Origin of the sequence: Cypionkella aquatica (genome assembly GCF_030161095.1) — a bacterium.
GTDB classification, from domain to species: Bacteria; Pseudomonadota; Alphaproteobacteria; order Rhodobacterales; family Rhodobacteraceae; genus Cypionkella; species Cypionkella aquatica.
This window is the reverse complement of record NZ_BSPP01000007.1, coordinates 593,460-616,162: the sequence shown is the minus strand read 5'-3', so window position 1 is coordinate 616,162 and position 22,703 is coordinate 593,460. Positions and strand designations below refer to the sequence as shown.

The following is a 22,703-nucleotide window of genomic DNA, read 5'->3' as shown; positions in this document are numbered from 1 at the left end:
ACTCGGGACCATCCAAACTAGAACCCCGCCACCTTGCGCAGCATATTCAGCGCCACCAAAGTGATGAACACCGCAAACGCCCGTTTCAGCGGCTTGGGGTCCATCGCATGCGCCAGCTTTACCCCCCAAGGCGTCGTCAGCATGGTCGATCCGATCACCACCAGAAACGCGGGAAGATTGACCGCACCCAAAGTATAGGGCGGGGCATTTTCAATCGGCACGAACAGAAATCCCAGCACCGACGGCACCGCGATCAGCACCCCCAACCCCGCCGCCGTGGCCACAGCCCGGTGGATCGGCACGCCATAAAGGCTCATCAACGGCACCCCGAAAGTGCCGCCGCCAATCCCCATCATCGCCGAGCAAAACGCCAGCACTGTCGCCATCACCCCGCGCGCAGGCTGTCCCGGCAAGCTCTCTCCCAGACGCCAGCCAGGCTTGCCAAACGCCATATAAAGCCCCGCCAACCCCGCCAGCACGCCGAACACCACCTGCAGCACCACCGATTTCACCGATGCCGCCACCAGCGTCCCCGCCAGCGCCCCGATCACGATATACGGTGCCCAATCGCGCAGCATCTGCCAATCCACGGCCCCCTTCTTGTGATGCGATGCGACCGAGCGCGGCGATGTCACCACAATCGTCGCAAGCGAAGTCGCCACGCAGATCTGCATCAACTGCGGCCCATCATAGCCCAGATGGGTGAAGGCATAGAAAAACGCGGGCACCAACACGATGCCACCACCGACCCCCAGCAAGCCCGCCACCACTCCGGCCACGCCACCAATCACAAAAAGCAGCGCCACCATCGGCAAAAGCGCAGAAAGTTCAGGCATATCGGCTCCCATCATCGCAGGCAGAGTGTTTTGCTGACATAACCCGGATTCGCCGCGCCATACCAGACGTTCAAGCCTTTCCCTTGGCAAGTTTCCCAGCTAAGCATCGTCCCTTGCATAAATTTGAGGGCACCATGCCGAAATCCGTATCCTTGATGCGTTATTCTCTGATCCTTGGTCTTGTCGCAGCTGTGGGCCCGTTTGCGATTGATATGTATCTGCCCGCGATGCCGAAAATCCAAAGCGATCTCGCCACCTCGATGCAGGCGGTGCAATGGACGATTGTGGCGTATTTTCTGGCCTTTGGCGTCGCACAACTGATCTATGGCCCTTGGGCCGATCAAGCGGGCCGCAAACCGCCGATGTATGCGGGGCTTGCGCTGTTCATGCTGGGCACAGTGATCTGCGCCGTGGCCCCGACGGTCGAGATGTTGATTTTCGGTCGCTTCATTCAAGGCATCGGCGGCGCCGCCAATATGGTGGTTTTGCGCGCCATGATCCGCGATCTGGCAACCGGTGCCGACGCCACCCGGATGATGTCCACCATCATGATCGTCATTGCGATCTCGCCCTTGCTGGCACCACTTTCCGGTTCGGCCCTGATGGCGTTCGGCTCGTGGCGGCTGGTGTTCTGGGCGCTGTTGCTGGCGGCCACGCTCAGCTTTTTCCTGATCCACTTCATGGTGGCCGAGACTTTGCCCCCAGAAAGCCGTCAGCGCTTTGATCTTGCCACCATGCGCAAAGGCCTTGGTGTGCTGTTCACCGACCGCGGTTTTCTGTCGATGACCTTCCTTGCAGGCTTTGCCTTCGCCAGCTTTTTCGTCTTCATCGCCTCGGCCTCGTTTGTCTACACCGGGCAATTTGGGCTGAGCCCGACGCAATTCTCATTGGCCTTCGCAGTCAACGCCTTTGGCTTCTTTGCGGCGTCACAATTTGCAGCCCCGATCAGCAATCGGCTGGGAGCCAAACGCATGATCGTGCTGGCGACCACTGGCTTTGCCATCGCCACTATCGCGCTGTTTGCGCTGGCTTTGCTGGGCTTTGCCTCACTTTACGTCACCATAGCCGGGCTGTTCCTCGCCAATATGTTTCTGGGCGTGGTTCTGCCCACCGCACAGGTGCTGGCGCTGGAAGAACAGGGCGAGCATGCCGGACTTGCGGCCTCGCTTGGCGGCACGATGCAGATGGTGGCAGCGGGCGTTCTGGTTGCTGCAACCGGGCCCTTGATGGATGGCACCGTGGTGCCGATGTTGGGCGCGATTGCCCTGTGTGGTGCGATTTCGCTGGTGCTGTCGTGGCTGATCCCGCGTCAGGCGGCGGTGGCCGCGGTCTGAAGCTCGGCCAGGGCCGCATCCAGCACTTCAAGACCCGCGCCGGGTTTGTTGGCACGTTCCGACAACACCCGGCGCCAGCCGCGCGCGCCGGGCCGCCCGGTGAACAGGCCCAGCATATGCCGGGTGATCTGATGTAGCTTTCCGCCCTGTGCGATATGATCCAGCATATAGGGCCGCATCGCCTCGACAGCGCCAAAGGCGTCAAGACCGCCCGCCTCGCCCCACAAAGCATCTGCCCCAACCAGAACCGAGGCCGGATCATGATAGGCCGCCCGCCCGACCATCACGCCATCCAGCCCCTGCTCAAGCAAGCGTTGCGCCTGATCCAAGCCGGTGATGCCCCCATTGATGCAAATGGTCAGCTGCGGAAACGCCGCCTTCATCCGCAGCACAAGGTCATAGTTCAGCGGCGGAATCTCGCGGTTTTCTTTCGGTGACAGCCCCTTGAGCCAAGCCTTGCGGGCATGGATGATGAAATGATTGACACCCGCCGCCGAGACTTTCTCCAGAAAATCCGGCAGCACAATTTCGGGGTCCTGATCATCAACGCCAATGCGGCATTTCACCGTCACCGGCACATCGCTTTCGGCCCCCATCGCCGCCACGCAATCGGCGACCAGTCCCGGTCGCTCCATCAACACGGCACCAAAACAACCCGATTGCACCCGGTCTGACGGGCAGCCGACGTTCAGATTGATCTCGGCATAGCCCCAATCGCGTGCAATCCTTGTGGCCATAGCCAATTCACGCGGGTCGGATCCGCCGATTTGCAGCGCAAGCGGATGCTCTGCCGCGCTATAGTCCAGCAGGCGATGCTTCGGCCCATGCAGGATCGCGGCGGCCGTCACCATCTCGGTATACAGCATGGCGCGGCGGCTCATCAGCCGGTGAAAAAACCGACAGTGCCGATCCGACCATTCCATCATCGGCGCCACCGACAAACGATGCGCAGGCAAGGCGGCGGGGGTATGCGAAATGTCAGCCAACGTCAGACCCTTGTTGCACGGGCCAATGCCGCGATAGGGCGGTAAAATAGCGCTTAAGCGGCGGGAAGCCAAGCCGCATTGCGGCACCAAACATCCCCCCGGCAAAACCGCAATCTCGCTAAGCGCGTGACAGAAGGCAGCGATCCACCGTCGTGGCACGCGGCCGACATTGCGCCCAACCGCTAAAATTTACCTAAAATTTGCTTTCGCATTGGCCGAAATATTCCACGGGGTCCGGGGGTGTGAACCCCCGGCGCTCCCCCGGAAAACCGCCCTCACTCGTCGGGCAACTGCCGCACAGCCCCGGTCGCAGCCGAAGTCGCAAACAACCCATAGGCCCGCAAAGCCTGACTGATCTTGCGCGGCCGCTTCTTGGCTGGCTTCCAGCCCTTGGCGTCCTGCGCTGCCCGCCGCTTGGCAATATCCGCTTCGGACACGGCCAGATGGATGGTCCGCGCCGGGATATTGATCTCGATGCGATCCCCCTCCTCGACCAGACCGATCAGCCCGCCCGACGCCGCCTCGGGCGACACATGCCCGATCGACAGACCCGAAGTCCCCCCCGAGAACCGCCCATCGGTCAACAAGGCACAGGCCTTCCCGAGGCCCTTGGATTTCAGATACGAAGTCGGATACAGCATTTCCTGCATCCCCGGCCCGCCTTTCGGCCCCTCATACCGGATCACCAGCACATCGCCCTCTTTGATCCAGTTCGACAAGATCGCCTCAACCGCGGCGTTCTGCGATTCAAATACGCGCGCAGGGCCTGCAAACACCAGAATAGAATCGTCCACCCCGGCGGTTTTCACGATACAGCCCTCGGGCGCGATGTTCCCCGACAGCACCGCCAAACCGCCATCCTTGGAGAAAGGGGTCTTGGCCGAGCGGATCACGCCCTTGGTGCGGTCAGTATCCAGCTCTGCCCATTTGCGGCTTTGGCTGAACGCCACTTGCGTCGGCACCCCACCGGGCGCGGCAAGGAACAATTCGCGCACTTCAGGGTGATTGCTGCGCGAGATATCCCAATGGTCAATCGCCGCCCCCAAGGTCGGCGCATGCACCGTCGGGCAATCGCGGTTCAACAGGCCCGCCGCATCCAACTGGCCCAAGATTGCCATGATGCCGCCCGCGCGGTGCACGTCCTCCATATGAACGTCCTGCTTGGCAGGGGCGACCTTGCACAGCACCGGCACCTTGCGCGACAAAGCGTCAATGTCGGTCATGGTGAAATCGACGCCACCCTCATGCGCCGCAGCCAAGATATGCAGCACAGTGTTGGTCGAGCCACCCATCGCAATATCCAGCGCCATCGCATTTTCAAACGCGCCCTTGCTGGCAATATCGCGCGGAAGCAGGCCTTTTTCGTTGCCCTCATAATGCCGCTTGGTGATGTCAACGATCAGCCGCCCCGCCTCAAGGAACAACCCCTGCCGCGCCGAATGAGTCGCCAGAGTCGAGCCATTGCCCGGCAGCGACAGCCCCAAAGCCTCGGTCAGGCAGTTCATCGAATTGGCGGTGAACATCCCCGAACACGACCCGCAGGTCGGGCAAGCCGCAGCCTCGATCTTCGCCAGATCTTCGTCCGACACCGACTCGTCCGCCGCCGAAACCATCGCATCGACCAGATCAAGCGCCAGCTCTTTCCCGTCGATCACCACCTTGCCAGCCTCCATCGGCCCGCCCGAGACGAACACCACCGGGATGTTCAGCCGCATCGCCGCCATCAGCATGCCGGGGGTGATCTTGTCGCAGTTGGAAATGCAGACCATCGCGTCGGCGCAATGCGCGTTCACCATGTATTCGACAGAATCCGCGATCAACTCGCGCGAGGGCAGCGAATACAGCATCCCGTCATGCCCCATCGCAATGCCGTCATCCACCGCGATGGTGTTGAATTCCTTGGCAACCCCGCCCACGCGTTCCACCTCGCGCGCCACCATCTGCCCCAGATCTTTCAGATGGACATGGCCGGGGACGAACTGGGTAAACGAGTTCACAATCGCAATGATCGGCTTGCCGAAATCGCCATCCTTCATCCCCGTCGCCCGCCAAAGCCCGCGCGCCCCCGCCATGTTGCGGCCGTGAGTGGTGGTTCTGGAACGATAAACAGGCATGGCTGATCCTCATAGCTATGGGTTCCACGAGCGCGCCCGGAACCGTGCGCCCCTTCATGCCCCCTGCGCCGCCCAGCTTCAAGGGTGCAATCGCAAGCGCGGGGCCCCGCTGCCACAATTTTGCGCTGGCCATAAACGAGACAGACCAGAGGTTCCGCCCGACCACGCCCCCCTCACCAAGCCGCCCCGGGCTTGATCCGGGGCCTCACCCCCTCAAGCACACTCCGGCCTCAACCCGCACAACACTGGGCCGCACCCGACCTCGGGAGGACGCGCCAACAAAAGTTCGCCGCGCTTTATGCCTCAAGCAATCCCCCCGAATTTCTGCTGGCACCCTGAGCAATCGCGCCCTCCCGGCGGCAGGTCCCCTTTCGGGCAATGGGGAGCGGCCCGGCGGGCTTCGACCTAGATTCCGGGCAAGAGAGCAAGCGTGAACATGTTGCTCCCAGCTTTGTTAGTATTGATAGGCGGCTTCTCTATTTGGTCTAGTGCACACAGATGTTAAGGACGATAGCATCGCAGCGTAGAAACATTTGGGGATATCAAGTTGGATCATAAGGCTATCGAACATATAGGGGAATATAAGATGAGAAAGGAGGATTATTCTCACCTACACACAGACTTGCAAGCTGGTCTGGTAATCACAGCTTACGCGATCACCGAAATTAACACTTTTATGCGCCTTTTCCTAAACGCGTCTCATCCCTACACAGGAGATGAATTTCTAGATTCAGCTAGCTTCAGTCAGAGAAACTTACTTCTTCGCACAATGGCCGCAAAGGTATTTGAGTACCGCACCATGCTTGAGGGTAAGGATTCGAAAAACTCTGACAAATCGTGGTCAGATGAGGCCGCGAAGATTAGCAGTGAAATTTCGGAATCCGAAACAATGATCGGCTATAGATTAGCTGAAGATTTACGAAATGAAGCGGCAAATCATTATTCTTTCAAAGCTGCTAGAAAAAATCTTCTATTCACGTCTTCAAATGCTAATTTTAGCCTTTATGTCCATCAGAAAACAGGGAATGGATTTTATCCAGCTGGCGAAGAAGTCATGTTCATCGGTAGGCTTTCACGCCATATTGACGGCATGAAAGACATCACTCTTCAACGTGCATTTGACGAATGGATGATTTGGGTTAGGGAGGTGATCACAATCATGTCGAATAATTACGTTCGCATGATCACAACCCACATCTTTCAAAAAAAGCCAAAAAAGTATGCCCGAAAAGTTGCTCACTTTGTTCCCTTTAGTATGGTTCAGGAGCCGCGCAAGCCCTCTGCTCCCCTTTTCATGAGGGATGATGGGTCATCGCCCAAAACATCGAATCTACAAGAATAGCAATTCCCTTTTAGTTGCCCCCCCACTTCCACCCCTCCCCCTGTCGCCCCCAGACCTTTCCTCTCCACGCCAATCCCGTATAACCACCGGCAGAGGAGACACCCATGACAACCCGCGCGCCCCTGTCCACCCGCAACCCGCAAGCCTATGGCTTTGCCGTCACCGTTCTCGGCGTGCTGTTCTTCTTCCCCGATGTGCTGGTGGTGCGCCTGATTGAAACCGACACCATGACCGTCGCCGTCTGGCGCGGTGTGGCGGCCTTTGTCACCACCGCCATCGCCCTCGGTCTGTTTGGCCGCAAAGACCTGCCGAACTGGCGCGATCTGTTCCGCTGGCCCTCGCTGGCGATGATCTTTCTGCAAGGCATAGGCTCGGTGTTCTTCCTCGCCTCGCTGGGCCAGACCTCTGCGGCGAACGCGCTGCTGATCCTGGCCACCGCCCCGTTCATTGCCGCGATGATGTCATGGGCGCTCCTGCGTGAGCGTATCGACACCCCAACATGGGGCGCGATTGTCGGTGTGTTCGCTGGCGTTGGCATCATTGCTGCGGGCAGTCTGGGCGGCGGGCATCTGTCGGGCGATCTGTTTGCGCTGGCCAATGCCGTGGCCATCGCCTCTTATTATGTGGTGATCCGCACCGCCCCAAATGGCAATCTGATGCCGTCGATTGCGCTTGGATATCTGCTGACATCTGCCATCGCCTATCCCTTCGCCCCAATGGAGCCGCTTGACCTGCAACAAATTGCCCTGATCGCCCTCTCCGGTGGCGTGATCCTTGCGGGCGGCTGCTTCCTTTTGCAAATCGGCCCGCGCTATCTGCCCGCCGCCGAAGTGTCGATGATCACCATGCTGGAAATCATCGCAGGCCCGCTGCTGGTGTGGGTGTTTCTGGGCGAAAATCCGGGCACGAAAACCCTGATCGGCGGCTGCGTGATCCTGATCGCCATCACCGCCCACACCCTGATCAAACTGGCGCAAAGCCAACGCGGCCAACCCGCCTGATGCGCCTGCTGTTCCTCCACGCCCATCCTGACGCGGGCAGCTTCACCGCCGCCTGCCGCGATACCGCCATAGCCGCCGCCCGCGCCGCAGGCCACGAAACCCGGCTGATCGACCTCTACGCCGAAGATTTCCAACCCACACTCAGCCTCGACGAATGGCGCAGCTACCCTGACCCCGACGCCATAGACGAAACCCTCACCGCCCACATCGAGGCCCTGCATTGGGCCGAAGGCCTGATCTTCACCCACCCGACATGGTGGAGCGGGCCGCCCGCAATCCTGAAAGGCTGGCTCGACCGCACCTTCCGCCCCGGCGTGGCGTTCCACCCCATGCCAAATGGCCTGAAACCCGGCCTGCCCAACATCCGGCTGCTGGGCGTCATCACCAGCCTTGGCGCGACGCGCCTGCAATACAACCTGCTGCTCGGCGCCCCCGGCAAACGCCAATTGCTGCGCGGTCTGCGCGCCTGCACCAACCGCCGTTGCAAAACCCTATGGCTCGCGCATTACGCGATAGACGCCAGCACCGATACCAGCCGCGCCGCCCAGCTTGAAAAAATAGCGGCGCGCATGGCACAGATTGCGGTTTAAGCACGGCGAAACACCAGCAGTGCTTGCCGCCCCGCTGTCAAACGTCTATCAAGGCTGACGTAATAACAGGGCAGCATGATGCGAATTCTGATCACCAATGACGACGGCATCAACGCCCCCGGACTTGTCACCCTGACCCGTATCGCGCAGGAAATCGCTGGCCCCAAGGGCGAGGTCTGGACGGTCGCGCCCGCGTTTGAGCAATCCGGCGTCGGCCATTGCATCAGCTACACCCACCCGATGATCAACGCCAAACTGGCCGAGCGCCGCTATGCCGTCGAAGGCTCGCCTGCCGATTGCGTGCTGGCAGGGGTCTATGATGTGCTGGATGGTGCCAAGCCCGATCTGGTGCTGTCGGGGGTGAACCGCGGCAACAACTCGGCCGAAAACGTGCTTTACTCTGGCACCATCGGTGCCGCGATGGAGGCCGCCCTGCACGGCATCCCCGCGATTGCGCTGTCGCAATACATGGGCCGCGATACCGAGGATCTGGACGACCCGTTTGAGGCCGCAGCCACCCACGGCACCAAGATCATCCGCGCCTTGCTCGACAAAGGCATCTGGACCACCGACGATTACCGCGTGTTCTACAACATCAACTTTCCACCCTGCGCCGCCAAAGCGGTCAAGGGTCACAAGGTCGCCCCGCAAGGCTTCCGCCGCGACACCAGCTTTGGCATCCAGCCCTATACCGCGCCCTCGGGCAAGCGATTCCTCTGGATCAAGGGCGGCCCGCAGCACACGCCCACCCTGCCCGGCAGCGATGCCGCGGTGAACCTTGATGGCTATATCTCGGTCACCCCTTTGCGCTGCGATCTGACCGCCCATGACACGCTCGCCGATCTTGCGGCGCGGCTCGCATGACAGAGAACGGCGCGCCTGATCCAGAGACGGCGGCCGAGCGCAAGATGCGGTTCCTGTTTGCCCTTCGTTCCAAAGGTGTCACCGACACCCGCGTGCTCGCGGTGATGGAGCGCGTCGATCGCGGTCAGTTCGTGCGCGGCCTGTTCGCCGAACGCGCCTATGAAGACATGCCGCTGCCGATTGCTTGCGGCCAAACCATCAGCCAGCCTTCGGTGGTCGGCCTGATGACCCAAGCCCTGAACATCAGCCCGCGCGACACCGTGCTAGAGGTCGGCACCGGATCGGGCTATCAGGCCGCCATCCTCGCACATCTGGCGCGCAGAGTTTACACCGTTGACCGCCACCGCCGCCTTGTGCGCGAAGCTCAGGAATTGTTCCGCGAACTGGGGTTGGTGAATATCGTCGCTATGACCAGCGACGGCAGCTTTGGGTTGCCCGATCAAGCGCCATTTGATCGCATTATCGTGACGGCAGCCGCCGAAGACCCGCCCGGCCCGCTCTTGGCGCAGCTCAAGATCGGCGGTATCATGGTGGTTCCGGTGGGCCAATCTGATACAGTGCAACATCTGATCAAAGTCACCCGGCTTGAGTCAGGCTACGATTACGAAGAACTTCGCCCAGTGCGCTTTGTGCCTCTGGTCGAGGGGATCAGCGCAGATTAACAGCAACGAAGAGGGCCCGGAGCAACCGGGCCCGGTAAAGAGGCCAGCATGACCCTTTCGCGCCAACCGATCTCTCGGCTTCCCGTTCTGGGGATGCCTGTTCTTGGCATGGCAGCCCTGCTGCTGCTGTCGGCTTGCAGCACCTCGCGGCCCTTTGATTGGGATTTGCGCGCCGGCAACGGATCGCTCGATACTTCGGATGCGGCCTTGCGGGCCACCGATCCGCGCCCGGCAGCCGATGCGCGCGGCGTGTTGTCTTATCCGACCTATCAGGCCGCCGTGGCGCAAAAGGGCGATACTGTCGCCTCGGTCGCAGGGCGCATTGGCCTGCCCGCCGATCAGCTGGCGAAATACAACGGCCTGACCCCAACCACCAGCCTGCGCGAAGGCGAGGTGCTCGCCCTGCCCGCCCGCGTCGCGGCAGCCCCCACGGCAACGTCAGGCGGCGTGATCGGCAGCATGGCGACGCCGGGCACCGTGGATGTAAGCTCGATTGCCACAACGGCGCTGGACCGTGTCGGCACCACCAGCCCGACTGCAACGCCCGCCAAACCTGCAAAACCCGCAGGCACCGAACCCGTGCGCCATCAGGTCAAACGCGGCGAAACCGCATTTTCCATCGCGCGGATCTACAATATCTCGGCGCGCTCGATTGCCGATTGGAACGGCCTCGGCCCCGATCTCGAAGTGCGCGAAGGCCAGTTCCTGATCATCCCGACCGCTAATTCCGCGCCGCCCGTAAAAGACCCGGTCGCCGTCACCACGCCGCCCGGTTCCGGCTCGCCCACACCCGAGCCGCCCTCGGCCAAGAAACCGCTGCCTGCCGAGAAACCCGCGAAGGCCAGCGAGAAACCTGCCCCGGCGGCTGATCTTGGCAAAGACCGCACCGCCGCTTCGGCGACCAAATTCACCATGCCCGTCAACGGCAAAGTGATCCGCGCCTATGCCAAGAAGAAAAACGACGGCATCGACATCTCGGCGCCCGCAGGCACCGCGGTGAAATCCGCAGCCGACGGCACCGTCGCCGCCGTGACCAAAGATACCACCGGCACGCCGATTGTGGTGATCCGCCATGCCGATGGCATCCTGACGGTTTATGCCGGGGTCGATGGGCTCAAGGTTGCCAAAGGCGATAAGGTCAGCAAGGGCCAAAGCATCGCCGTGGTGCGTCCCGGCGATCCGGCCTTTGTGCATTTCGAAGTCCGCAAAGGCGTCGATTCCGTCGATCCGATGGCTTATCTGCAATAGACCGATGGTTTTCGGACTTCAGGCTTTCAGACTGGCTTAAATATCCCCGCCGGAGGCATCAGATACAGGCCGCGAAGCCTCCGGCGGGATATTCAAGCACAAAGAATGACCTAGAACCGGGCCTCAGAAGACCCGGCCTCAGACCTCGCTGACCAGCACCTTGTCGATGCGCAAGCCGTCAAGGTCGATCACCTCGAACTGATAGCCTTCAGCGGTGAACACATCCCCCAGCACCGGCATCCGGCGCAGCTGATGCAACACCAATCCGGCGATGGTGTCATATTCACCGGCAAGGCTGCGCGACAGGCCAAGACGGTCGCAGAACTCATCTGCAGGCATCCAGCCCGACACCAACAAGCTGCCATCGGCACGCACCAAAAGCGCAGGCTCGTCAGCATCTGCCGAGCTTTCCGCGCCAGTGATCGCTTCCAGCACATCATCCGTGGTGATGATGCCCTCGAAATGGCCGTATTCGTCATAGACCAAAGCGATGTGATGCGCCGATTTGTGCAACACCACCAAAGCGTCGAGCGCATCGGCCTGATCCGACACCACTGGCACATCAACCACCAGCGCGCGCAGATCCAAAGCCTCGCGCCGCGACACCACGTTGAACACATCGGCAAGGGTGACAATCCCCACCACCTCGCCGGTTTCGCGGCTTTGCACCAGCATGCGCGGGCGGGCAATCTTGCGGATCAGCGATACGGCCTCGGCCGAGGTGCTTTCCAACTCCAGCATCTGCACTTCATGGCGCGGCGTCATCAGGGCCCGCGCGGTGCGATCGCCCAGACGCATCACGCCTGCCATCATCTCACGCTCGCCATCCTCCAGCACACCACCTTCATGGGCCTCGGACAAAAGGCTATGCACCTCTTCTTCCGTCACCCTGTTGCCGGAATCGCCGCGCTGGCCCAGCAGCCACAACACGGATTTGCCAGAGCGATCCAGCAACCACACGATCGGCGTGGTGATGGTGCTTAGCACCGCCATCGCCGGGGCCACGCGAATGGCCACCAATTCAGCATTGCGCAGCGCCAGCTGCTTTGGCACCAATTCGCCAATGATCAGAGACACATAGGTGATCGAGACCACCACGCCGCCGACGCCAAGGCTGGATGCCCAATCGGCATCAACCCCAAGCGAGATCAGCCAGTTGGTCAGCCGCAGACCCAAGGTTGCGCCCGACAGCGCGCCCGACAGCACGCCGACCGCCGTGATGCCGATTTGCACGGTGGACAAGAAGCGCCCCGGATTTTCGGCCAACCGCAAGGCCGCAGCAGCGCCTTTGCTTTTGCCTTCCAGCGATTTCAGACGCGCAGGACGCGCCGAGACAATCGCCATTTCAGACATCGCCAACACGCCGTTCAAAACGATCAGCGCAACGAGAACAAGAATTTCTATGATCATGATGCCGCTAAGATCGGGCCAAGCCGCAGAAAGTGCAAGAGCTTACAGTGCCACCGCGTGACGCGCCGCCAGATCGCAGAAAAATTGCCACGCCACCCGGCCAGATCTGCTGCCCCGCGTTGCCTGCCATTCAATCGCCTCGGCGCGCAGCACATCCGGCGCAACCACCACCCCATAGGCATCCGCATAGCCCTGGATCATCGCCAGATATTCGTCCTGACTGCAGGGATGAAATCCCAGCCACAGCCCAAAGCGATCTGACAGCGACACCTTTTCTTCAACCGCTTCGCCCGGCGTGATCGCGGTAGAGCGTTCATTCTCGATCATGTCGCGCGGCATCAGATGGCGGCGGTTCGAGGTGGCATAAAGCAGCACATTCTCGGGCCGCCCCTCGATGCCGCCATCCAGCACCGCTTTCAACGATTTGTAATGCTGGTCATCGTGGCTGAAGCTCAGGTCATCGCAGAACAGGATGAACTGAAAGGGCGCGCGGCGCAGATGCGCCAGCAAACGCTGCACAGACGGCAGATCCTCGCGCGACAATTCCACGATCTTCAGATCATGGCCCTCGGCACGCACCGCCGCATGGATCGCCTTGACCAAAGACGATTTCCCCATCCCGCGCGCGCCCCACAACAGCGCATTGTTCGCAGGCAGGCCCCGCGCAAAGAACCGCGTGTTGGCCAGCAAGGTATCGCGCGAACGGTCCACACCGATCAGCAGGCCAATATCCACCCGAGACACCCGCGCCACAGGCTCCAGCCGATCTGGGCCGGTGTGCCAAGCAAACGCCTCGGCGCTGAAATCGGGGCTTGCTGCCGGCGCTGGGGCCATCCGCTCCAGCGCCTCGGCAATGCGCAGCAACGGATCACTCATCTTCCGGCTCTACCCAAGTGCCATCGGCGCGCTCTTGCACTTCGCGCTTTTTCTCAAACCCGGCGATCAGCCAGATCGACAGCTCGTACAGCGGATAGATGGCGAAAAACATGATCAGCTGGCTCATCACATCGGGGGGCGTTGCCACCGCCGCCACCGACAAAATCGCCACCACCGCATATTTCCGCGTCGCCCGCAGCCCGCTCGAGGAAATCATCCCCGCCTTGCCCATCAGCGTCAGCAGCACCGGCAGCTGAAAGCACAAACCGAATGCCATGATGAACTGCATGGTCAGCGACAAAAAGCTTTCGACCGAGCCTTGATACAGCACACCCGCCGCCGCACTGGTGATCGACGGCGCGACAGGCTCTGCACCCGGATTCATCGCCTCCGAAAAATCGCCCTGATACGACAGGAAGAAGTGAAACGCCCCCGGCAGGATCATGTAATAGGCAAAGGCTGCGCCTGCGATAAACATCGCGGGTGACGCGATCAGAAACGGCAAAAACGCGCCCTTTTCATTGCGATACAGCCCCGGCGCCACAAAACGCCACAGCTGGAACGCAATCACCGGGAACGACATCGCAAACCCGGCCCAGACCGCGATCTTCACCGCGACAAAGAAGCCTTCCTGCAACTTGATCAGCACGAACTGGCACTTTTGCCCGTAATCCGCCATCGCATTGCACATCGGAATCGACAGCACATGAAAGATCGGCACCCAAAGCAGATAGCCGACCAGACAAGCCACCCCCAGCACCGCGACCGAGATCAGGATGCGGTTGCGCAACTCTTTCAGATGCTCGATCAGCGGGGCGGCGCTGCTATCCACCTCGTCGGTATGGCTCATGCTTCATCCGCCTTCTTGGTCTTGCGTGGTGTTGTGGTGCGCGGGGCGCGGGGTTTTGGCACGACGACGGCCTCGGCCACAGCAACCTCTGCCGCGGCCACCGGCTTGCGCACGCGCGGCTTTACCGCAGGCTTCACGTCTGCCTTCGACGCAGCCTTGGCCACCGTACCCGTATCGACGCCAGTATCGACGGCCTTCAGCTTTTCAACGGTTTCCGCCAAAATCGCCTGCTTGGCGGCCTTTTTATCCATCAAAGCCTGCGTCTCTGGCCCCAAAATCTTTGGCTCGACCACGGCAACCGGATCAGCTGCCGCAACTGGCTCCACCCCGGCAGGCATCGGCGGCGGCACCAAGGGTTTGTTGCCAACGCTGCTTGCCACTGTGGGCCTCGCCGCGTTCTTGATCGGGTCCCATTTCTCGAACCGGTCCGCAGCCTCTTTAACCTTGTTCAAGCCCATCGACTTGGCCGAGGTCGCAGCCTTCAGATCATCCGCCACATCCTTGACGCCCGTGTCCTTCGCTGCCTGCTCCATCGCGCGGGAAAACTCGCGCGACATCTGCCGCAACTTGGCCGTAAACCGCCCGACCTGCCGGAACATATCCGGCAAATCCTCTGGCCCAATCACGATCAGCGCGACGATGCCGATCAATATCAATTCGGCCCAGCCGATATCCCCAAACATCTAGCCTTGTCCCTTCACGGCGTGCGGCCCGCAGGCCCTCTGCTCAGATGCCACCCCTCAGATGGCAAGCTGCGGCACTTATATCTTGTCTTTTTCCGAAGGGGTGACGACTTCCGAAGGGGTCACATCTCGCGCAGCCTTGGCCGCTGCGTCTTTTTCCAGCTCGGTATTGCCTTCAGAGACGCCCTTTTTGAACGCGGTGATGCCGCGACCAAATTCGCCCATCAGGTTCGACACTTTACCCCGGCCAAACAGCACGAGGACAACAATAGCCACCACCAGCAGGTGCAACGGGCTCAGATGCATGATCATTTCTCCAGTAAAGCCGCAGATGCAGCAGGTCCGGCTGCAACTAACGCAGGGAACCGCACGAAATGAAACCGAAAAACCCGGCCAATCCCCCACTTTACCCGCATATAGCTGACAGCTATATGTCAGTTGCCTTAGCCACCCAAACCCGGAAAACCGATGCGCCGTACCGACCGCCTGTTCGACCTGATCCAGATTCTGCGCGATGGCCGCTTGCACCGCGCCTCGGATATATCCGAACGCCTCAATGTCTCGATCCGCACGATCTGGCGCGATATGAACACGCTGATGGCCTCTGGCTTGCCGGTCGAGGGCGAGCGGGGCGTTGGCTACATCCTGCGCGCGCCGATCACCTTGCCGCCGATGATCCTGAACGCGGTAGAGCTTGACGCCTTGCGGCTGGGTCTGCGTCTGGCCACCGAAAGCCCGGATGCCGCCTTGGCCAAAGCCGCCCGCGCGCTGGCCAAACGCATCGCCGCTGTCACCCCCGCGCCCGCAAAGGACGACGGCGATCTGTTCGCCTTTCCGGGTGCCACCTCGAACCACGCGCCAAAGCACCTGCCCGCCCTGCGCCGCGCCATCAAAGCGCGCGAACGGGTGGCGATCACCTATATCGACCCGCAGGGGCTGGAAAGTCACCGTGACATCCGGCCTTTGGGATTGGAAAAACACGCCAAAATCTCAACCCTCGCCGCTTATTGCGAGGCGCGCGGCGATTTCCGCAGCTTTCGCGTTGATCGCATCGTCGCCGTGACTCCAACCGGCGAGCGTTACCCGGACGAGCCCGGTCGCACCCTGCCCGACTACCGCGCGCGCTTGGACGCCGAGACGATTCGCACTCATGGTTAACGCAAACTAGCCCCGCCGCTCATATGGCCGCTATATGGCCCCTATATGGCCGCTTTCCATACGCCGGTTTCCGGCCAAAATCCAATGATTACCCCAGCGTTCCCAAGCCCTTAGGCAGCAGGAAACACATAGCAGCGATCCCGCCTGATCATCAGCCACAAAACCGTGTCAGGTTTCGGCAAAAACACCCCCGGCACCGAAGCGGTCAGGATGGATCCGTCGAATTCCATCCGAAACTCTACCAAACTGGCATGGCCCAAATACCGCGCCCGCTGCACGATTCCGCGCGCCGGACTGCCCTCTGAGACCGTCGGATTAGGGCCCCTTCCGGCCCGGTCGAAGTCGATTTTCAGGTGCTGCGGCCGGATGACAATATCCACTTCACCGCCATCCAGATGCCCCGGCGTCAGAAATGCGCCGAACGGAGTCTCTGTCAAAGCCCCGGTCGAGCGCCCCCGGATCACATTGATATCACTGAAAAAAGCCGCAGCTGCGCGATCCACCGGCGCGTTGTAGATGTTGTAGGGCGCGCCGCGCTGCACGATCTGGCCCCCACGCATCAGCGCGATTTCATCCGCCATCCGCATCGCCTCTTCCGGCTCGTGGGTCACCAACAGCACCGCCGCCCCCTCGGCCTTCAGCACCTCCAGCGTCGCATCGCGGATGCCATCACGCAAACGGTTGTCCAAGCCCGAAAACGGCTCGTCCATCAGCATCACCCGCGGCTTCGGTGCCAGCGCGCGGATCAGCGCGACCCTTTGCTGCTCACCGCCCGAAAGCTCGTGCGGATGCTTGCTGCCAAACCCCGAAAGCCCCACCTTTTCAAGCAGTTCCTCGACCCGCCGCAGCTTGGTTGCCTTGTCACCGACAAGCCCAAACGCCACATTCCCCGCCACCGTCAGATGCGGAAACAGCGCGAAGTCCTGAAACATCAGCCCCACTCCCCGCGCCTCTGGCGGCAGGTTTACGCCGGCGTCAAACACCGGCTGGCCATCAATCAAAATCCGCCCTTGATCCGGGGTTTCCACGCCTGCAATCATCCGCAAAGTCGTCGATTTGCCGCAGCCCGACGGCCCCAGCAGGCACATCACTTGCCCCGCCGCCACTTGCAACGACACATCCGAAACCACAGCCCGGCCCGAAAAACTCCGGCTAAGCCCCTGTATTTCAATACGTTCTGAACTAGAGGTCATGCTGATCTCATTGGCGTTTCGACTTCCCTAACAGCCGCCCCCCAACCTCGCAAGGTCACAGTCTTGCAAGGTCACAGGCGCGATAGGTCACATCGTGCTGTTCATCGCGCCGCCATCCAGCAAGATATTCTGCCCCACCATATAGCCCGCATATTGGCTGCACATGAACGCACATGTCGCGCCAAACTCGGTCGCGGTGCCATAGCGCCGCGCCGGAATCCCCGCCGCGCGTTCCGCCTGCGCCTGCTCCATGGTAATCCCGCGCGCTTTAACCACGCCCGCATCCAAGGACACCGCCCTGTCCGTCGCATGAATACCCGGCAGCAAGTTATTGATAATGACACCAAACTCCGCAACCTGCCGCGCTGTGCCGCCGACATAACCCGTCAGCCCCGCCCGCGCCGCGTTAGACAAGCCCAGTTGTGCGATCGGCGATTTCACCGATTGCGAGGTGATATTGACCACGCGGCCCCAGCCCTTGCCAATCATCCCCGGCAACAGCGCCTTCATCAGCGCAATCGGCGTCAGCATATTGGCATCCAGCGCCTTGATGAAATCCGCGCGCTCCCAATCCGACCAGATCCCCGGTGGCGGACCGCCTGCATTGGTCACCAGAATATCGACATCGCCCGCCACCGCCAACACCTGCGCACGTCCCGCTTCGCTGGTGATATCTGCAGCAACAGCAATGACTTGCACGCCAAAGCTGCGCAGCTCTGCCGCTGTCGACTCCAATGCCTCGGCACCGCGGGCATTGATCACCAGATCAACCCCGGCCTCGGCCAAAGCCATCGCACAGCCGCGCCCCAAGCCCTTTGACGCCGCACACACCAGCGCCCGCTTGCCCTTAATGCCCAAATCCATCGCCAGACTCCTTTGTTTGCGCCAACCTAACAGCCGATCCGCCGCACTGTAAGCCACCGTCGTGCTGTGCAATTCACCAGAAAGTCAAAATTTAACCCCATTGTTCGCGTCTACTGACTTGAGCCGCACCAGTTCGCGGTTCATATGCAATATTAACGATCGCTCGGTAAGTTTCGCCCCATGAACGCCCAAAACACCTCTTCTGCGCCCGGTCACGCCTGTCAGGTTCTGCCAGCCGATGCCATTTACGTCATCAATGGCGTGAATATTGGCGACGGCCTGACTGGCCCCGAAGACGTCTGCGCGGGTGACATCTATGCGTTGGACGCAAGCCAAGCCCCGCTGCGGCTTGTTGTTACCTTGGCCGATGGGCTGCAACGCGTCGGCCAAGGCTCGGCTGTGGGCGGCTTGGGCGACGCGCTGCTGTTTGAAGCGCGCTACACGATGATGAGCACTGACGGCGATCAGGTCGATCTGGTGCTGATCTCGCTGCCCGATGGCGCGCGTTTCGTGCTGCCGCTGTCTCCAATGTCAGGTCTGAACGATTACAGCCTGCTGAAGATTGACGATGCGCCGCAAGACACCGGCCTTGCCGATCTGCTTTGCGTGTCCTTTGCGCGTGGCACGATGATCACCCTTGCCTCGGGTCAGCAGCGGGCGATTGAAACCCTGAAGGTCGGCGATAAGGTGCTGACGCGCGATCACGGCGGCCAGTCGATCCGCTGGATTGGCTCGACCACCCTGCGCGCTGTCGGGGCCTTTGCGCCTGTCGTGATCACAGCGGGCACATTGGGCAATTCCAGCGATTTGATTGTCAGCCAGCATCACCGGATGTTTCTGTATCAACGCCAGCGCAATGCCAATCTGCCCACCTCTGAACTTCTGGTGCAGGCCAAGCATCTTGTTGATAATAAATCTGTTTTTATCCAAGAAGGTGGCGTTGTCGATTTCTTCAGCATCGTGTTCGATCATCATGAGATCATCTATGCCGAGGGGGTTCCCGCAGAAAGCCTGATGGTGAATGATGCCACCGTGAACCGTCTACCCGCCGAATTGTCAGAGGATGTCAAAGCCCGCTTCCCCGGCCTTAGTCAGAATCAGCATTTTGGCACCGAGGCGGGTCGGCAGTTTCTGGATGCCATTGGCCCGCAAACCCTGTTCAAAACGCCCCGCTCCGCCCCCGCGCGGCAACGCTAGACCTGCGCAGCACTTTCGGCTAAAGCGCCTGTATGCTTGACAATCGCGCCCCTCTCCCGCCCGAAATCGCCCGCCGCCGGACCTTTGCGATCATTTCGCACCCCGACGCAGGCAAAACCACGTTGACCGAAAAATTCCTGCTGTTTGGTGGCGCCATTCAGATGGCTGGCCAAGTGCGTGCCAAGGGCGAGGCACGCCGCACCCGCTCGGATTTCATGAAAATGGAGCAAGAGCGCGGGATTTCGGTCTCGGCCTCGGCCATGTCGTTCGATTTTCGGCACTATCGCTTTAACCTCGTCGATACCCCCGGCCACTCGGATTTTTCCGAAGATACCTACCGCACGCTGACCGCCGTTGATGCGGCGATCATGGTGATTGACGGCGCAAAAGGTGTGGAAAGCCAGACGCAAAAGCTGTTTGAAGTCTGCCGGATGCGCGATCTGCCGATCTTGACCTTCTGTAACAAGATGGACCGCGAATCGCGCGATACGTTTGATATTATTGATGAAATTCAAGAGAATCTGGCGATTGACGTAACCCCTGCGTCCTGGCCCATCGGCATGGGGCGCGATTTCGTCGGTGCTTATGACTTGCTGCACGACCGTCTGGAAATCATGGACCGCGCCGACCGCAACAAGGTCGCCGAAACCATCCAGATCTCGGGCCTTGATGATCCAAAGCTTGCTGATCACATCGCGCCAGAGCAGTTGAAGAAGCTGCGCGAAGAGCTTGAAATGGCACGGGAATTGCTGCCCGCCTTTAGCCGAGAGGCTTTCTTGAACGGCTCTTTGACCCCGATCTGGTTCGGCTCGGCGATCAACTCGTTTGGCGTCAAGGAACTGATGGACGGCATGGGCGAATATGGCCCAGAGCCGCAGCCACAAAAAGCGCAAGAACGCCAGATTGATCCGGCAGAACAGACGGTTACGGGCTTCGTGTTCAAGGTTCAGGCCAATATGGACCCCAAGCACCGCGACCGCGTGGCCTTCGTGCGCATGGCCTCGGGGCATTTTGAACGCGGCATGAAACTGCTGCATGTGCGGTCCAAGAAGCAAATGGCCATCGCCAACCCGGTGATGTTCCTCGCCGCCGACCGTGAGTTGGCCGAGGAGGCTTGGGCCGGCGATATCATCGGCATCCCGAACCATGGCCAATTGCGCATCGGTGACGCGCTGACCGAAGGCGAGGCTTTGCGCTTCACCGGCATCCCGTCTTTTGCGCCGGAACTGCTGCAAGTGGTGCGTGCAGGCGATCCGATGAAGGCCAAGCATCTGGAAAAAGCCCTGATGCAATTTGCCGAAGAAGGCGCCGCGAAAGTGTTCAAGCCGATGATCGGTTCTGGCTTTATCGTCGGCGTCGTCGGCCCCTTGCAGTTTGAGGTTTTGGCCAGCCGGATCGAGCAGGAATACTCCCTACCCGTCCGGTTTGAGCCTTCGCAGTTCACCTCGGCGCGTTGGGTTTCAGGTGCCAAGGCCGAGGTTGAAAAATTCGTCAATGTTAACAAGGGCCATATTGCCTTGGATAACGACGGCGATACAGTTTTCCTGACCCGCCTGAAATGGGATATCGACCGCATTGAGCGCGACTACCCCGAGGTGAAGTTGACCGCGACCAAGGAAATGATGGTGTGACGCCGGGGCTGCCCGGAATTTGGGCAGCCCGTCTTTGCGCAACGGAATATTTTTGAACCTGACAGCTTGCTGTTTTGTGCAGTGTGTTCGGCTCAGATTGTAGCGCCAAAAGCGGCACTATGCCGTGCGGACCGCGCAGAGTGTTGCAAATTCCCGGCAGAGCGCACCCTCTGCGCGGGCCCGCCACCTCTTGCAACGCCATGCCGGCCCGGTCTTATAGCGCAAACTCCCTGCTGTATGAGGCCCATATGTCGCTGAACACCGAAGTGCAAACCCTGCTCGCGCAGCTGGGCGTCACCCCCGAAGCGGGCCCGCTGCCGACCCGCACCCCGATCAGTGGCGAAAGCCTTGGCTCGATCGCCGAACATACCGCTGCCGAGGCCGAAGCCGCGATCCAGTCCGCGCACCGCGCGTTCCGCGACTGGCGCAATGTGCCCGCGCCGCTGCGTGGCGAATTGGTGCGATTGCTGGGTGAGGAGTTGCGCGCCAACAAGGCTGCCTTGGGTCGTCTGGTGTCGATCGAGGTCGGCAAGGTGGTGTCCGAGGGCTTGGGCGAAGTGCAGGAAATGATCGACATTTGTGATTTTGCGGTGGGGCTGTCGCGGCAGCTTTACGGCTATACGATTGCCTCCGAACGCCCCAGCCACCGCATGATGGAAACCTGGCATCCTATTGGCGTGATTGGTGTAATCTCGGCCTTCAACTTCCCGGTGGCGGTTTGGTCGTGGAACACCGCGCTTGCCTTGGTCTGCGGCAATGCCGTGGTGTGGAAGCCGTCAGAGAAAGCCTCGCTTTCCGCACTGGCCGCCCATGCCTTGCTGGAGCGCGCTTTGAAACGCTTTGCAGATGCGGGCCACCATGCGCCTGACGGGCTGTCCAGCCTGTTGATCGGTGGCCGGGCTTTGGGTGAAGCCTTGGTTGATAGCCCCAAGGTCGCACTGGTGTCGGCCACTGGATCGACCCGGATGGGCCGCGAGGTTGGCCCCAAAGTGGCTGCCCGCTTTGGCCGCAGCCTGTTGGAGCTTGGCGGCAACAATACGGCCATTGTCACGCCCTCGGCTGATCTGGATTTGACCCTGCGTGGCGTCGCTTTTGCGGCGATGGGCACGGCGGGGCAGCGGTGCACAACGTTGCGCCGCCTGTTCCTGCATGACAGCATCTATGACGCCTTCCTGCCCCGCCTTAAGTCCGCCTATTCGTCGGTCAAAGTCGGCAATCCGTTGGAAACCGGCGTGTTGATCGGGCCGCTGATTGATGATGGCGCGCTGGTGGGTATGGAAAAGGCGCTGGACGATGCGCGTGCGGCAGGTGGCACGGTGCATGGTGGCGCGGCGGTGACGGGTCTGGGTGGCGCCTACGCGCACCCGGCGCTGGTTGAGATGCCTGCACAGGTTGGTCCCGTCGTGCATGAAACCTTTGCGCCGATCCTTTATGTGATGCGCTACAAAGACTTCGATGATGTGCTTGAGAAACACAATGAAGTTCCGCAAGGGCTGTCGTCGTCGATCTTCACCAATGATCTGCGCGAGGCAGAGGCGTTTTTGTCGGCGCGCGGCAGCGATTGCGGCATCGCCAACGTCAATATCGGCCCCTCGGGCGCTGAAATCGGTGGGGCGTTTGGCGGCGAGAAGGAAACCGGCGGCGGGCGCGAGAGTGGTTCGGATGCGTGGAAAGCCTATATGCGCCGCGCCACCAACACCATCAACTACGGCACCACTTTGCCGCTGGCGCAGGGCGTTAGCTTCGATATCGGCTGAAACAACGGCTAAATCTGGCCAAAATTGGCGGTTTTCTCCACAATCCTTGACCTGCCGTGCGTAATCCGCTATGCGCGCGGCAGGGCCTTAGCGCCCCAGACGCCGGG

Annotated in this window: 21 protein-coding genes; 11 read left to right on the top strand and 10 right to left on the bottom strand. The window is 60.7% G+C overall.

Features of this window, described 5'->3' with window-relative positions; translation table 11 throughout:
* Positions 1–17 precede the first annotated feature (17 nt).
* Positions 18–836 (bottom strand): sulfite exporter TauE/SafE family protein, encoded by an 819-nt coding sequence (locus QQJ98_RS11570; RefSeq protein ID WP_284325482.1) that lies wholly within the window; start codon positions 834–836, stop codon positions 18–20.
* A 134-nt stretch (positions 837–970) separates the two neighbouring features.
* Here QQJ98_RS11570 and QQJ98_RS11565 point away from each other — a divergent pair, with 134 nt between their 5' ends.
* The gene (locus tag QQJ98_RS11565; protein ID WP_284325481.1) at positions 971–2,170 is read left to right on the top strand and encodes a multidrug effflux MFS transporter; all 1,200 of its coding nucleotides are present in this window, start codon (positions 971–973) and stop codon (positions 2,168–2,170) included.
* Here the strand turns inward: QQJ98_RS11565 and dusA are convergent.
* Entirely contained in the window at positions 2,146–3,156 is a 1,011-nt protein-coding gene (dusA, locus tag QQJ98_RS11560; RefSeq protein ID WP_284325480.1) for a tRNA dihydrouridine(20/20a) synthase DusA, read from the bottom strand. The two genes, QQJ98_RS11565 and dusA, sit on opposite strands and share 25 nt — an antisense overlap.
* Positions 3,157–3,431: 275 nt before the next feature.
* The gene (gene ilvD / locus QQJ98_RS11555; RefSeq protein ID WP_284325479.1) at positions 3,432–5,270 is read right to left on the bottom strand and encodes a dihydroxy-acid dehydratase; all 1,839 of its coding nucleotides are present in this window, start codon (positions 5,268–5,270) and stop codon (positions 3,432–3,434) included.
* Between the two features lie 586 nt (positions 5,271–5,856).
* Here ilvD and QQJ98_RS11550 point away from each other — a divergent pair.
* The 6 genes from QQJ98_RS11550 to QQJ98_RS11525 all read left to right on the top strand — a co-directional run bounded on the left by QQJ98_RS11550 (position 5,857) and on the right by QQJ98_RS11525 (position 10,977).
* On the top strand, positions 5,857–6,612 hold the full coding sequence (locus QQJ98_RS11550; RefSeq protein WP_284325478.1) for a hypothetical protein: 756 nt from the start codon (positions 5,857–5,859) through the stop codon (positions 6,610–6,612).
* Between the two features lie 104 nt (positions 6,613–6,716).
* A complete protein-coding gene (locus QQJ98_RS11545) occupies positions 6,717–7,613 on the top strand; it encodes a DMT family transporter (protein WP_284325477.1) in 897 nt (298 codons plus the stop codon).
* Positions 7,613–8,203 carry an NAD(P)H-dependent oxidoreductase gene (locus QQJ98_RS11540; protein WP_284325476.1) on the top strand — a complete coding sequence of 197 codons (591 nt, stop codon included), beginning with the start codon at positions 7,613–7,615 and terminating at the stop codon, positions 8,201–8,203. The genes QQJ98_RS11545 and QQJ98_RS11540 overlap by 1 nt, the downstream gene beginning before the upstream one ends.
* A 78-nt stretch (positions 8,204–8,281) precedes the next feature.
* Positions 8,282–9,067: a 5'/3'-nucleotidase SurE gene (gene surE, locus QQJ98_RS11535; protein ID WP_284325593.1), complete on the top strand. Its 786-nt coding sequence runs from the start codon at positions 8,282–8,284 to the stop codon at positions 9,065–9,067.
* Complete coding sequence (locus QQJ98_RS11530) at positions 9,064–9,729, top strand: protein-L-isoaspartate(D-aspartate) O-methyltransferase (protein WP_284325475.1); 666 nt, start codon at positions 9,064–9,066, stop codon at positions 9,727–9,729. Before surE ends, QQJ98_RS11530 begins: the two co-directional genes overlap by 4 nt.
* A 48-nt stretch (positions 9,730–9,777) precedes the next feature.
* Complete coding sequence (locus QQJ98_RS11525; RefSeq protein WP_431307809.1) at positions 9,778–10,977, top strand: LysM peptidoglycan-binding domain-containing M23 family metallopeptidase; 1,200 nt, start codon at positions 9,778–9,780, stop codon at positions 10,975–10,977.
* 138 nt (positions 10,978–11,115) lie between these two features.
* Here the strand turns inward: QQJ98_RS11525 and QQJ98_RS11520 are convergent, their stop codons facing one another.
* From QQJ98_RS11520 to tatA, 5 genes are all read right to left on the bottom strand, one after another.
* Positions 11,116–12,387: a hemolysin family protein gene (locus QQJ98_RS11520; RefSeq protein ID WP_284325474.1), complete on the bottom strand. Its 1,272-nt coding sequence runs from the start codon at positions 12,385–12,387 to the stop codon at positions 11,116–11,118.
* Positions 12,388–12,429: 42 nt separating this feature from the next.
* The gene (locus tag QQJ98_RS11515) at positions 12,430–13,263 is read right to left on the bottom strand and encodes an ATP-binding protein (protein ID WP_284325473.1); all 834 of its coding nucleotides are present in this window, start codon (positions 13,261–13,263) and stop codon (positions 12,430–12,432) included.
* Positions 13,256–14,113 (bottom strand): twin-arginine translocase subunit TatC, encoded by an 858-nt coding sequence (tatC, locus tag QQJ98_RS11510; RefSeq protein ID WP_284325472.1) that lies wholly within the window; start codon positions 14,111–14,113, stop codon positions 13,256–13,258. Before tatC ends, QQJ98_RS11515 begins: the two co-directional genes overlap by 8 nt.
* Positions 14,110–14,796 carry a Sec-independent protein translocase protein TatB gene (gene tatB / locus QQJ98_RS11505; RefSeq protein ID WP_284325471.1) on the bottom strand — a complete coding sequence of 229 codons (687 nt, stop codon included), beginning with the start codon at positions 14,794–14,796 and terminating at the stop codon, positions 14,110–14,112. The genes tatC and tatB overlap by 4 nt, the downstream gene beginning before the upstream one ends.
* Before the next feature lie 78 nt (positions 14,797–14,874).
* A complete protein-coding gene (tatA, locus tag QQJ98_RS11500) occupies positions 14,875–15,108 on the bottom strand; it encodes a twin-arginine translocase TatA/TatE family subunit (RefSeq protein ID WP_284325470.1) in 234 nt (77 codons plus the stop codon).
* Positions 15,109–15,264: 156 nt separating this feature from the next.
* On the opposite strand from tatA, the gene QQJ98_RS11495 reads away from it, so the two are divergent.
* A complete protein-coding gene (locus tag QQJ98_RS11495; protein WP_284325469.1) occupies positions 15,265–15,954 on the top strand; it encodes a helix-turn-helix transcriptional regulator in 690 nt (229 codons plus the stop codon).
* 110 nt (positions 15,955–16,064) lie between these two features.
* Here the strand turns inward: QQJ98_RS11495 and QQJ98_RS11490 are convergent, their stop codons facing one another.
* Together QQJ98_RS11490 and QQJ98_RS11485 are read right to left on the bottom strand one after the other, a co-directional pair.
* Complete coding sequence (locus tag QQJ98_RS11490) at positions 16,065–17,147, bottom strand: ABC transporter ATP-binding protein (protein WP_284325468.1); 1,083 nt, start codon at positions 17,145–17,147, stop codon at positions 16,065–16,067.
* Positions 17,148–17,234: 87 nt separating this feature from the next.
* Positions 17,235–18,011, bottom strand: coding sequence for an SDR family oxidoreductase (locus QQJ98_RS11485; protein WP_284325467.1), 777 nt, complete (start codon positions 18,009–18,011; stop codon positions 17,235–17,237).
* Positions 18,012–18,191: 180 nt separating this feature from the next.
* Here QQJ98_RS11485 and QQJ98_RS11480 point away from each other — a divergent pair, with 180 nt between their 5' ends.
* From QQJ98_RS11480 to amaB, 3 genes are all read left to right on the top strand, one after another.
* Positions 18,192–19,208: a Hint domain-containing protein gene (locus QQJ98_RS11480; RefSeq protein ID WP_284325466.1), complete on the top strand. Its 1,017-nt coding sequence runs from the start codon at positions 18,192–18,194 to the stop codon at positions 19,206–19,208.
* A 32-nt stretch (positions 19,209–19,240) separates the two neighbouring features.
* Entirely contained in the window at positions 19,241–20,839 is a 1,599-nt protein-coding gene (locus QQJ98_RS11475) for a peptide chain release factor 3 (protein ID WP_284325465.1), read from the top strand.
* Positions 20,840–21,105: 266 nt separating this feature from the next.
* Positions 21,106–22,596, top strand: coding sequence for an L-piperidine-6-carboxylate dehydrogenase (gene amaB / locus QQJ98_RS11470; RefSeq protein WP_431307814.1), 1,491 nt, complete (start codon positions 21,106–21,108; stop codon positions 22,594–22,596).
* The last annotated feature ends 107 nt before the right edge of the window (positions 22,597–22,703 follow it).

What these genes read in the sequence shown, in the direction of transcription:
- QQJ98_RS11570 (WP_284325482.1), bottom strand. Translation starts at nt 836, where the DNA reads ATGCCTGAACTTTCTGCGCTTTTGCCGATGGTGGCGCTGCTTTTTGTG.
- QQJ98_RS11565 (WP_284325481.1), top strand. Translation starts at nt 971, where the DNA reads ATGCCGAAATCCGTATCCTTGATGCGTTATTCTCTGATCCTTGGTCTT.
- ilvD (WP_284325479.1), bottom strand. Translation starts at nt 5,270, where the DNA reads ATGCCTGTTTATCGTTCCAGAACCACCACTCACGGCCGCAACATGGCG.
- QQJ98_RS11550 (WP_284325478.1), top strand. Translation starts at nt 5,857, where the DNA reads ATGAGAAAGGAGGATTATTCTCACCTACACACAGACTTGCAAGCTGGT.
- QQJ98_RS11545 (WP_284325477.1), top strand. Translation starts at nt 6,717, where the DNA reads ATGACAACCCGCGCGCCCCTGTCCACCCGCAACCCGCAAGCCTATGGC.
- QQJ98_RS11540 (WP_284325476.1), top strand. Translation starts at nt 7,613, where the DNA reads ATGCGCCTGCTGTTCCTCCACGCCCATCCTGACGCGGGCAGCTTCACC.
- surE (WP_284325593.1), top strand. Translation starts at nt 8,282, where the DNA reads ATGCGAATTCTGATCACCAATGACGACGGCATCAACGCCCCCGGACTT.
- QQJ98_RS11530 (WP_284325475.1), top strand. Translation starts at nt 9,064, where the DNA reads ATGACAGAGAACGGCGCGCCTGATCCAGAGACGGCGGCCGAGCGCAAG.
- QQJ98_RS11525 (WP_431307809.1), top strand. Translation starts at nt 9,778, where the DNA reads ATGACCCTTTCGCGCCAACCGATCTCTCGGCTTCCCGTTCTGGGGATG.
- QQJ98_RS11520 (WP_284325474.1), bottom strand. Translation starts at nt 12,387, where the DNA reads ATGATCATAGAAATTCTTGTTCTCGTTGCGCTGATCGTTTTGAACGGC.
- QQJ98_RS11515 (WP_284325473.1), bottom strand. Translation starts at nt 13,263, where the DNA reads ATGAGTGATCCGTTGCTGCGCATTGCCGAGGCGCTGGAGCGGATGGCC.
- tatC (WP_284325472.1), bottom strand. Translation starts at nt 14,113, where the DNA reads ATGAGCCATACCGACGAGGTGGATAGCAGCGCCGCCCCGCTGATCGAG.
- tatB (WP_284325471.1), bottom strand. Translation starts at nt 14,796, where the DNA reads ATGTTTGGGGATATCGGCTGGGCCGAATTGATATTGATCGGCATCGTC.
- tatA (WP_284325470.1), bottom strand. Translation starts at nt 15,108, where the DNA reads ATGATCATGCATCTGAGCCCGTTGCACCTGCTGGTGGTGGCTATTGTT.
- QQJ98_RS11495 (WP_284325469.1), top strand. Translation starts at nt 15,265, where the DNA reads ATGCGCCGTACCGACCGCCTGTTCGACCTGATCCAGATTCTGCGCGAT.
- QQJ98_RS11490 (WP_284325468.1), bottom strand. Translation starts at nt 17,147, where the DNA reads ATGACCTCTAGTTCAGAACGTATTGAAATACAGGGGCTTAGCCGGAGT.
- QQJ98_RS11485 (WP_284325467.1), bottom strand. Translation starts at nt 18,011, where the DNA reads ATGGATTTGGGCATTAAGGGCAAGCGGGCGCTGGTGTGTGCGGCGTCA.
- QQJ98_RS11480 (WP_284325466.1), top strand. Translation starts at nt 18,192, where the DNA reads ATGAACGCCCAAAACACCTCTTCTGCGCCCGGTCACGCCTGTCAGGTT.
- QQJ98_RS11475 (WP_284325465.1), top strand. Translation starts at nt 19,241, where the DNA reads ATGCTTGACAATCGCGCCCCTCTCCCGCCCGAAATCGCCCGCCGCCGG.